The organism is Coleofasciculus sp. FACHB-712 (assembly GCF_014695635.1).
Classification (GTDB): domain Bacteria; phylum Cyanobacteriota; class Cyanobacteriia; order Cyanobacteriales; family FACHB-T130; genus FACHB-T130.
Genome location: NZ_JACJOQ010000137.1, coordinates 1 through 9,762 on the forward strand (window position 1 = coordinate 1; position 9,762 = coordinate 9,762).

The 9,762-nt window shown below is 48.5% G+C and carries 10 protein-coding genes; 3 read left to right on the top strand and 7 right to left on the bottom strand.

Translation table 11 applies throughout. From position 1 onward, the window contains the following. Positions 1 to 51: 51 nt before the first annotated feature. Complete coding sequence (locus tag H6F50_RS03455; protein WP_190426368.1) at positions 52 to 1,035, top strand: AraC family transcriptional regulator; 984 nt, start codon at positions 52 to 54, stop codon at positions 1,033 to 1,035. A 366-nt stretch (positions 1,036 to 1,401) separates the two neighbouring features. Here H6F50_RS03455 and H6F50_RS03460 read toward each other — a convergent pair whose 3' ends face one another. The 3 genes from H6F50_RS03460 to H6F50_RS03470 all read right to left on the bottom strand — a co-directional run bounded on the left by H6F50_RS03460 (position 1,402) and on the right by H6F50_RS03470 (position 3,266). After that, entirely contained in the window at positions 1,402 to 2,301 is a 900-nt protein-coding gene (locus tag H6F50_RS03460; RefSeq protein WP_190426370.1) for a class I SAM-dependent methyltransferase, read from the bottom strand. 135 nt (positions 2,302 to 2,436) lie between these two features. Then, on the bottom strand, positions 2,437 to 2,799 hold the full coding sequence (locus tag H6F50_RS03465) for a GUN4 domain-containing protein (RefSeq protein WP_190426372.1): 363 nt from the start codon (positions 2,797 to 2,799) through the stop codon (positions 2,437 to 2,439). Positions 2,800 to 3,044: 245 nt separating this feature from the next. Further along, entirely contained in the window at positions 3,045 to 3,266 is a 222-nt protein-coding gene (locus H6F50_RS03470) for a helix-turn-helix transcriptional regulator (RefSeq protein WP_190413812.1), read from the bottom strand. 118 nt (positions 3,267 to 3,384) lie between these two features. Between H6F50_RS03470 and H6F50_RS03475 the strand changes: the two genes are divergently transcribed. Beyond that, positions 3,385 to 3,840 carry a hypothetical protein gene (locus H6F50_RS03475; protein ID WP_190426374.1) on the top strand — a complete coding sequence of 152 codons (456 nt, stop codon included), beginning with the start codon at positions 3,385 to 3,387 and terminating at the stop codon, positions 3,838 to 3,840. Between the two features lie 69 nt (positions 3,841 to 3,909). On the opposite strand, the gene H6F50_RS03480 is transcribed toward H6F50_RS03475, so the two are convergent. The 4 genes from H6F50_RS03480 to H6F50_RS03495 form a co-directional block, all read right to left on the bottom strand. After that, positions 3,910 to 5,292, bottom strand: a complete 1,383-nt coding sequence (locus tag H6F50_RS03480) for a serine/threonine-protein kinase (RefSeq protein WP_190426375.1) — start codon at positions 5,290 to 5,292, stop codon at positions 3,910 to 3,912. 46 nt (positions 5,293 to 5,338) lie between these two features. Further along, a complete protein-coding gene (locus tag H6F50_RS03485) occupies positions 5,339 to 6,568 on the bottom strand; it encodes a DUF445 family protein (protein ID WP_190413809.1) in 1,230 nt (409 codons plus the stop codon). A 140-nt stretch (positions 6,569 to 6,708) separates the two neighbouring features. Further along, positions 6,709 to 7,410: a bifunctional demethylmenaquinone methyltransferase/2-methoxy-6-polyprenyl-1,4-benzoquinol methylase UbiE gene (gene ubiE / locus H6F50_RS03490; RefSeq protein ID WP_190413808.1), complete on the bottom strand. Its 702-nt coding sequence runs from the start codon at positions 7,408 to 7,410 to the stop codon at positions 6,709 to 6,711. A 66-nt stretch (positions 7,411 to 7,476) separates the two neighbouring features. Further along, on the bottom strand, positions 7,477 to 8,424 hold the full coding sequence (locus tag H6F50_RS03495) for a response regulator (RefSeq protein WP_190426377.1): 948 nt from the start codon (positions 8,422 to 8,424) through the stop codon (positions 7,477 to 7,479). 244 nt (positions 8,425 to 8,668) lie between these two features. Between H6F50_RS03495 and H6F50_RS03500 the strand changes: the two genes are divergently transcribed. Beyond that, positions 8,669 to 9,762: RuBisCO accumulation factor 1 (locus tag H6F50_RS03500; protein WP_190426379.1), on the top strand; the 1,094-nt coding region annotated here is incomplete at its 3' end.

Below are 9,762 nucleotides of genomic sequence, written 5' to 3' on the forward strand. Positions count from 1 at the left end.
CCCTTTCTAGACCTTGATGTGTCTATAAATCGATTTGAACGGACATCAGAAATGAACGCTGCAAGAACGAGTGAAAAGTCCGATAGAGCGTTGATGAATAACCCTCAGGCAAAGCGTGAAGCAGACCGAGCGCAAGCCAACCGAGAGGAACTAAGGGAGCGAATTGCCCAAGCGATTCGTCAAGATGGAGCGATCGAGCTGCTGAAAGGATTGCACTTCTATCGCACCTCGTCTCCTTCGGAATGCTTTCATAGTGTCTCTATTCCTGCCTTTTGTGCGATCGCTCAGGGCAGTAAAGAAGTCCTTCTAGGCAGCGATCGCTATCAGTACGATCCGATGCACTATCTGCTGGGGACAGTCGAACTGCCGATTGCCAGCCAAATTCTAGAAGCAACTCAGGAAAAACCGTACCTGGGCCTTCGTCTCGATCTCGACCCTACCCTCGTTGGCTCAGCTATGGTTGAGGCAGGCTATCCCTCAGCGCAACGGGGTGCTAGTGTAAAAGCGATCGACGTGAGTCCGTTGGATGCAGACCTGTTGGATGCTGTGGTGCGGCTTGTCAGGCTTCTCGATTCTCCTGCGGAAGCCCATGTGCTTGCACCCCTGATTAAACGGGAAATTATCTACCGACTCCTAATGGGAACGCAAGGAAATCGGCTGCGTCAGATTGCCGTTTTAGGTGGCTACACTCACCACATCGCTAGAGCTGTCGATCGACTTCGCAAAGACTTTAACCAGCCGCTTCGGATTGAAAGCATCGCACGCGATCTAGGAATGAGTGTCTCAGGCTTTCATCATCACTTCAAGTCGGTCACTGCTATGAGTCCCTTGCAGTTTCAGAAGCAACTACGGCTTCAAGAGGCTCGCCGTCTGATGCTGGGGCAAAACCTTGACGCTAACAGTGCTGCCTACCATGTGGGTTATGATGACGCCTCGCACTTCAACCGGGAATACAAGCGGCTCTTTGGTGCACCACCGATGCGTGATGTGGAGCGGCTGCGAGAAGCTGCCAGGGAAACTGCTGGTTCAATATGACCTCTTCAAGACTCCTAATCTTGCCAGAAGTCGCTAAAAAGTTTCTACCGGATAGATGTTCTAATTCGCTATAGGGCATTTTAACTCCCTCTTGCCGTCCTTCTTCCTAAGGTTTTCCCGATTCTCCTTTACCTTAATCGCTAACTGGTACATTGCTTTCCTATTCATGCAGGAGGTCTAAGGATGACACTCTACAGACAATGTTACGGTACGTGCCCACCGAGAAACGAAGCAGGCTAACTATCATTTCATCAGACTGATACAATCTGTTTAACTCCTTTAATTCGGGCAATTATCGCTCTTTTGTTGCTCGCGTTAGAGTAAAAGTTAAAACTCTTGCATCAAAGGAGTTTGACCAATTTAGTATTAGCGTCGGGCTGACCAGTTGCGTCTATCTACTTTGGCACCGCCTAATATATCCACGCTTCCAATAATGGTGTTGTCAGAAATGCGCCCATTAAACTGCATGGTTACTAGCTTCCCTTGCTTCGGCTGTGTAACTTTAAAGCTAAGTTGGTTGCCGGTTAATTTCGCCTCAGTAATTGGTATTTCGTCATTGCTCATTCTCACCGTTCCCGTAACTTCTTGGAACTGTTGACGTAATTGCAGCGTGTAGGGGTTTTTGCTGCCAACGGATTGCATATTCCATTGCCAGGTTCCTGTTACCTGTGCTGGAATCACCCAGTAGAAAACTCTGTGAAGGCGAGAACCGACCCGCAACACTTCAGTCCGATCGGGTTTCCATTCCTTCATGTCGAACTGGTGAGATACAACGGGCGTTCCGGGTTTGAGTTCGCGCAGGAGTTTCGGTCGCAGTTGGACGTTAACTTTAGGCAGCAGGTAAAGCGTCACCACGGTAGCCTCGCCGAGGTCGGTTTGGAACAAATCTTGCTCGACAAACTTCACGCGATCGCTCACACTGGCTAATCTAGCTTTTTCGTTACTTTCCTGAATTAGTCGGGGGTTAATCTCGAAACCGACACCCTTCGCGCCAAATTCCTTCGCGGCTGCGATAACCAACCTTCCATCGCCAGAACCTAAATCGTAAACGACATCATCTTGAGTAACGTCAGCCATCTTTAGCATTGCTGTTACCACCTCGTTAGGTGTTGGCACATAAGGCACATCAGTCTGCGATCGCACCCCCTCCGGCAAGGGTGGAGGTTGAGCTTGGGAGACGGGTAGCGATCGCCCTTCCTGCCAGATGAAGAGGCTGCTAACACCCGCACACAACACCAAAAAGCCAAGGATTCGCTTCAAACGCATAGCAACTGATGACCTTAGTGAATGTGACACTTCTCCTTATCTTGCCAGAAGCGATCGCTTGTGAAAACTAGATGACAAGAGAGAGCGATCGCTTCCCATCACTCGTCTTTTACAAATCTTACAAACCGCTATAAATTACTTTTGGCTACAAGTTGCCAGTCTCGACGCGAGAGAAGACATTTCCACAATTAAAAATGAAGAACCCACGTCCCCATTAAGATAGAAATTAAGCGATCGCATCCAAGGAAGATGTCCTGCTGGTGCATCCAAGCTGAAGGTAAGTTCATCATATTCGCACCAACCTTGTTCAAACCATCCCAAGCGATCGCCAAAACTTTGCCAAGTTTTATCGCCAGCGTGCAGCTTACCACCGACACTCTGCCAGATACTCTTTTGTACGCTATAACCAAAATGCCCGTTGCTGTATCTTAACCATAGTTTTTCGATAGTACAAAAGTCTGGATAGGGAATCTTTTTAATCGCTTCTATATCTAGCAAACCTTCTTTTTCGATTGGTTATTTTAAGTACAACAGCCGCAGTTTCTTTATCAGCTTCTTTCCATTTCCATCTGCTAGTCAATCTTGCAGTCTGCTGTAGTCCATTCCTACTGCTGAAATTAATTGCACCGCCCCAAACCATCGATTGCAATGTTGAAACGCTTGGGTTCATTTTGACACAGTACCAAGAAATGTCCCCACAGCGCGATCGCTCACTTAAACTTTATTGAATGTTACGCGATCACTTATTCTTGCACCACTTCTAACAAATCTTCAATTAACACGTCAAAGGTTCGCGCTAACTTTCTTAAAGCAGCTAAGTCCGCCATCACCATTCCCGGCGACACTGCATAAGTTTTGATGGTGCTGTAGGAGACTCCGGAACGTTCGGAAACCTCCTTCAGCGTCCAGCCTTCCTTGGCGGCAAACTCCCTAATCCGCAACTTTATTAACTCTGTTCTTGACATAGAGTTTAAATTTCGACTAAAATATTTTATCCAGTAAAAAGCGATCGCCCTTTGGCGTCGGAAACTGAAGAGCGATCGCTAATTCCACAAAAACTCCATGATATTGGAGTTAATTATTATGATATCAAGCTCACAGCCTGAAGCAAGGGTTGTTCATCAATTGGCTCGGTTTGTGACGAAAGAAGCGATCGCGCTTTTGCTTAACCTCAACCCCGAACAGATATATCGGATCGACTGTTGGCAATATGTCATCCACGTTGTTGGCAAAGGCGTGAGTACGTTTGTCAGCTATGCGGATCTGCCACCCATTTTAGGCGCAGAGACACCCACTACCAAAGATTTCCTCAGATGGCGCAAGCGTTGGAGAAAGCATCAATATAAAGCCCCCGGCTTTTGGGTGAAATTTTACGAGCAGAAACTAAACACAGCCCCTTCCTTGGCAGAAATGTACAGATGGGGGGAATTGCTGAGCGTCATTAAATCTGTGCTGTCAGAGGCTCAATTGCGGAGGTTGCGGAGTCTCTATGCCCAGAAAAAACAAGCAATGGAAAATTTTCAAATTCAACTTGTTTAAGAATTAATTTCCAGAAATCTTGCGAACCAGCTGCTTCAAAACAAAGCGATCGCTCTTGAGTTGATTCGCTTACAAATCGGGACGCGCCAGCAGCGACTCGCCAACCGTTACAAAACAACCCCAAACACCCCCCGAACCCCCGACTCGCCACCCAGGAAGATGTCCGGGGAGAGCATCCAAAGTGAAATTGAGGTCATTCCACCACAACCAAGTTTCGTTAACGCGCCAACCCACGCGATCGCCAAACGTGACAAAATTATTTCCACACTCTTGGTAAATGCGCTTCTGGACACTCAAGCCAAAGCGTCCGTTGCTGTAGTTTACCCAGAGAGTATCGATGGTGCGTAAATCTTCCCCTGGAAACGATTCGATGTGTTCGTAATCCAGCCATTCTTCGTCCCGACGGGCTATCTTTAGCATAATCGCCGCCGTTTCCACATCGGCTTCTCTCCACTTCCCTGCTGCTAATAAATCCCGCAATTGACGGTAATTTTCCCTCACCTCCGGACTCAGCTTATTGTGGGAAGCGTCTGAAGAGACAAACATTGTCGTGGGAAGCGTGGTGTCAGACGTAGTAATGACTGATTCAACGTTTCGGATGGGTAACGTCGCCGCATCTTGATTCAGACTGCTGAAATTGAATAAATCCAACCAAGCTTGCACGGAAGCAGGACGATTCTCTGGTTCAAAGTCCATCCCGTAGAGAATTGCCAGCTCAACGCGATCGCTAATACTAGAATTAATTTGTCTCGGTGCCTCTAAGGGAACTTTCGCCGCCCTGGCAAAAGCCGGAGTCGGGCGCTTTCCCGTGAGTAAATAATACAGAGTTGCAGCGAGGGCGTAGACATCCGTATACTCGCCTCGCCTCGCTTCCTCAGCATATTGCTCAATCGGTGCAAAACCGTGGGTTAAAGCTTGAGTATGAGCTTGGGTAGTATCCCGGATAAACTCCCGTGCAATCCCAAAATCAATCAAAACTGCCTCTAATTTCCCAGAACGCAGCATGATGTTGTGCGGCTTTACATCCCGATGCAGCAACCCTTTATCGTGAACGACGGTAAGCGCTTCACCAATCTGCTGAATGTAGCGTAGTGCTTCTGTTTCCGACAGCAGTCCCCACCTGTTCACCCACTTCCATAAATCTTCCCCTTCCACATATTCCATCGCCATACAGGGAAGCGAGCCTTCCTGAAAAGCATTGTCAATCTGCACGATATGCGGATGACGACATAAGGCTAAGCGTAGCGCCTCATCTCGGAAATCCCGCTGAAATTTATCCCGGAAAGAAGCGAGTTCTGGGTTGTTGAGGACATCGTCCTTCAGCGTCTTGATGACAACTTGATTGCCTTTTCTGTCTTTAGCAAGATAGGTAATCCCAACACCACCCTGACCCAGCGGTCTTTCGATGATATAGCGATCGCCGTATAACCTCTGCCCCGCTGCCCAAGCCATAGCTTACCAACGACTCCGAAACGAACCGTGTTAATTTTTGCACAGCTTAACGCAGCAACAGCAAAACCCCCTGTAACAAACCCACGACAAACCCTAAAATGCCCCCTAAATTAACAATTGCTTGCAACTCACTTTTGACGATGCCTTGAATTGCCATTTCTAATTCCGCCGCCGATGTTCCCTTGACTCGGTCAATAATCACCTGATCGATCGACAAAATCGGAATTACTTGAGCGACAATTTTTTCCAGATCCCGCTCCAAATAGCGCTCTAAAATTAAAGCCAATTCTTTGCTAACCACTTCTAAGGAAGCGTTGACAGCAGGCGATGTTCGCAGCCGACCCAGGATTAACTTAGCAATATTTTCCCAGTCCACAGAGTCACTCAATCCCTGCAACAAATCAGCGCCCCGCTCTTGAATATAACTGCGGACGCTGTCGCGCATCGTTTTCCGCAACTGGCGCACCGTCGAAACCGGCAAATTTTGTAAAGAGAGATTTTGCAGCCATTCCTGCAAACGTTCTCGAATTCCCAAAGAGAGAATCAACTCTGTTATCCGCTGATTTGTTTCCTCTTTTTCATCCAGGCAAAACGTCCGCAGGCGCGTCAGAGTGTTGCGAAGACCAAACAAATTCGCCACTACCCAGTAAGTGCCACTCGTCTTTGCCCGAAAGCCTTCATCAATGACTTGAATATTGCGGTCAGTCAAAAAATCTATCAAAGCTTGCCGCACAATATCTGGCGGTAGCACCACTTGCAATATCCAGTCAGAAAGCTTCTTTGCCTGATCGTCACTCAGCTGAAATTCCAGCAAAACCTTATCAAAAATTTGGTTGAGTTGGACTTCCAGAAAATCCTCGCGGCGGGCTAATACTTTCAGCAGGCGAGGAAAGGATTCCCCCAGCAAATCCCGCAGAATTCCCGCCATAATTTTAGCGGTTTTCTGCTCGGCATCGGGTTTGACCTGCTCTAGCGCTAGCCGGAGTAACCAAAGAATTGCTCCCTGCACCCGTTCTGTATGCAGCAGCCGTCGTGCCAGATTTTGCAATTCTTCTGGCGTCAGCAGAGAACCCATGATGGTGTCAGAAACCCGGTTGGCTAGGCGTTCCTGATTTCGGGGAATTAATCCAGGCGTGAAAGGGACGCGCCGCCCACCGATGTAAAGAGTCCGATAGGGGCGGAATAACATTTTAATGGCGATATCGTTGGTGAAATAGCCAATAATTGCACCAACAATCGGGGGGCTGACGTAAAGCCAGAGGTTAGACCAATTCAAGGCGGCGATCCAATTAGGCAGGGGTTACGTTTTAAGGGAAGTTATGAATGTTGAATGTTGAGTGTTGAGTTAGGGTCAATTCATAACTGATAATTCAACACTGATTACTCAAAACTCATCTGCTACCCCCTACTACCATCTTAGGCTTTGGTTACTACCAATACGCCCATGACCCCACCCGCAATCTGATAGTGGGTCGCGGCGGTAAATCCCGCTTTTCCGGCTAAATCCACTTGTTCGCTGCCCGTGGGAAATTTATCTAAGCTAGGGCTAATGTAGGCATATTCTTCAGTCAATCCCATGTCTTTGGCGGTTGGGACGACGATGGTATCGAGATACCACTGCTGAAAGCTTCGCATTAAACGATTGCTGGGACGATGGAAGTCTAGGATAGCGGCTTTAGCACCCGGCTTGAGGACGCGGTGCAATTCTTCCAGACATCGGGGAATATTGGTGACGTTGCGAAGTCCGTAACCCATTGTGGCGCAGTCGAAATGGTTGTCGGGGAAGGGGAGATTGAGGGCATCGCCTTCTATCCAGGTGATGGGGCACTCCTTTTGGGTGCCCCTATTTTCCCATCGCTCTCTCGCGATCGCTAATTGCGCCGGTGAAAAATCTACCCCAAATACTTGACCCTTCTCTCCCACCTGTCGCGCCAGTAGCTGGGCGATGTCACCACTCCCACAGCAGACATCTAAGCAAATATCTCCCCGACTTGCATGACTCCACTTCACCGTCATCAGCTTCCATACGCGGTGCTGTCCCAGACTTAAGCGATCGTTAAGCTCGTCGTAAACGGGTGCAATGCGGTCAAAGATGGCTTGAATATGCTCAGAGGTCATGATGTTTCAGTTGCTAACAGGTAAGGGCTAATGGCTAATTAGGAAATTACCATTAGCCCTTAACGATTACTGATGAGTGCGGGTCGTGGTTAGAACCAGAGCAATCTGCTGGGCGGATAAGTGAATGAATTTCAACTCATCTTCGCGTAGTTTACAGGGTCGTTTCCACTGGAGGGATAGCAACGCTAGCACGTCGCCCCGGTAGATGATCGGGATCGCTAGATGCGCCTGGAGACCGGAAGCTTGGTATTGTTCGATACTTGCTGGAGGAGTCGTTCCCGGAGTATTTACCCAAACCTGAAGTTTTCGAGAGGCGATCGCATCCTGTACCAGAGGGTCTTTTTCCAGCCAGTTTTCCGTGTCGCCTACAGCACTATAAGTTCCTTTTGCCGCTACCAGCTGATTGCCATCTACCTGCTGCAAAATACAGCCATCTGCTGCGAAATTTCTGCCAAAGGCACTGGCGATGGGTTCTAGCGTTGCTTCCACATTGGGAGACTCCTGAGCCACTTGCACAATCGTTGCCAGCAGTGCCGTTTGTGCTTGAGCGCGATGCAGTTCCTCCGTGCGTTGCTTTAGCAATTCATAGGTGTCTGCTGCCCGCTGGACTACCGCCTTTAATTCGTTGGGGTCCCAAGGCTTGGTAATGTACTTGTAGACTTGTCCAGAATTAATCGCTTCTACCAAATCTTCCACATCAGTAAAACCTGTGAGGATGATTCGTACCGTATCCGGGAACTTGGGCACGGTTCTGCTCAAAAATTCCGTTCCCTTCATTTCTGGCATCCGCTGATCGGAGATAATCACGGCTACTTCCCCTTCTGTCGCCAGCACTTCCAGGGCGTGAATACCGCTTTCGGCTCTCAGCACATTGAAATCTCGTCGAAAAGTGCGGTAGAGCAAGTCTAAATTATCTGGCTCATCGTCTACCACCAACATTTTGGGCTTCTTGGGGCGTTCTAGGCTCATTAACTGACGGCTGATACTATCAAGCTCTGGAATAGCATTGTCCATAACGATACAACAAACTCTTGGTCAACTTGTTAAGGCAAATTCAGATACACAAAACATCTATCTTAAGACCGATTGTTTAGTAGCGCTTTCAGGACAAATGACATAACTAGGAATTCCTGGTTTGCGTCAAACAGACCGGACATCAAACTAAACTTGCCATGTAAATTTATTCGTGACCCGAACGCGATACATTTAAAAACGTTCCTGGTCGCTTGATAGCGATGAAAAGCTTTTTGAGGTCATTATGACTGAAACACCTTCCGCAGACACTCCCGATCGTAGCCTTCAACCAGAGTCAGCGAACGTGAATGCTGAAGATTTGCTGTTCTTGCTCCGACGTAAAGAAGGAACCTGGGTTGACTGGGGACACGCCTGTGCCAAATTGCAAAAAGCTGGTTACAGTACCCAAGCGATTTTTGAGGCAACCGGCTTTGAGCCGATACATCAGAATCAAGTAATTGTAGGCTCACAGGTCTATACGTCGTTAGTGAATGGTGGGGCAGTTGAAGAAGTGCGATCGCACTATTCTCGCACTGGCAGTGATATTTTATACGAATTGCGGATTCTGACTGAGCCAGAACGGGTCGCAGCGGCAGACTTTATTCGATCCAGAAACCTCGACGCCGATGTTGCCCGTGAAGTCGCCAAAGACGTGAAAGAATTGTCCCGGATGCGGACTCTACCGCAGGGATTTACCGACCATCCTGGAGACGCGGTTGCTTATCAGTATTGGAGACGGGCAAAACAATTAAGTAATTTGCAAGAGCGATCGCGTTTTATTGCACGCGGCTTAATGTTTGCCCACAGCCAAACTGCCCGAAATCAAATCGAACAGCTGCTAACCGAAGGAATCGCCGGTGCTGCCCCTCGTCGTGCCCCCTCTTTGCCCCTATACCGACTGGACGAGGACGAACAACTACCTCGGACGATACCCGTTGCGGGTGCCCTGCCCTTGACACCCGCAGACTTACAATTAGTTCCCCCAGTGGAACAAATTGAGCCGTTCCGGTTAGTGCAAACTTCTTGGAGTGGATCTTGGGTGTCTCTACCCGGTTGGCAAGTCGTCTTGAACGCACAAGACCCGGTCGTCATTCTCTGCAACAGCAGCCAGTTGCCCAGCCAACATACCAACAAACCGGAAGGAATTCTAGTTCTCATCGATCGATCTCGACAAGAATGGAATGACAGCAGCTATTTTATCGTTGACCAGTCAGGAGAGCTGCAACTTCACTGGTTCCCCGATGCTCCTACTGTCCCCATCTTGGGACAAATCCTCCTAGTGTTGCGTCCGAAGAAAATTGTCGATGAAGACATGACTAAGGATTTATGGCAGATTGA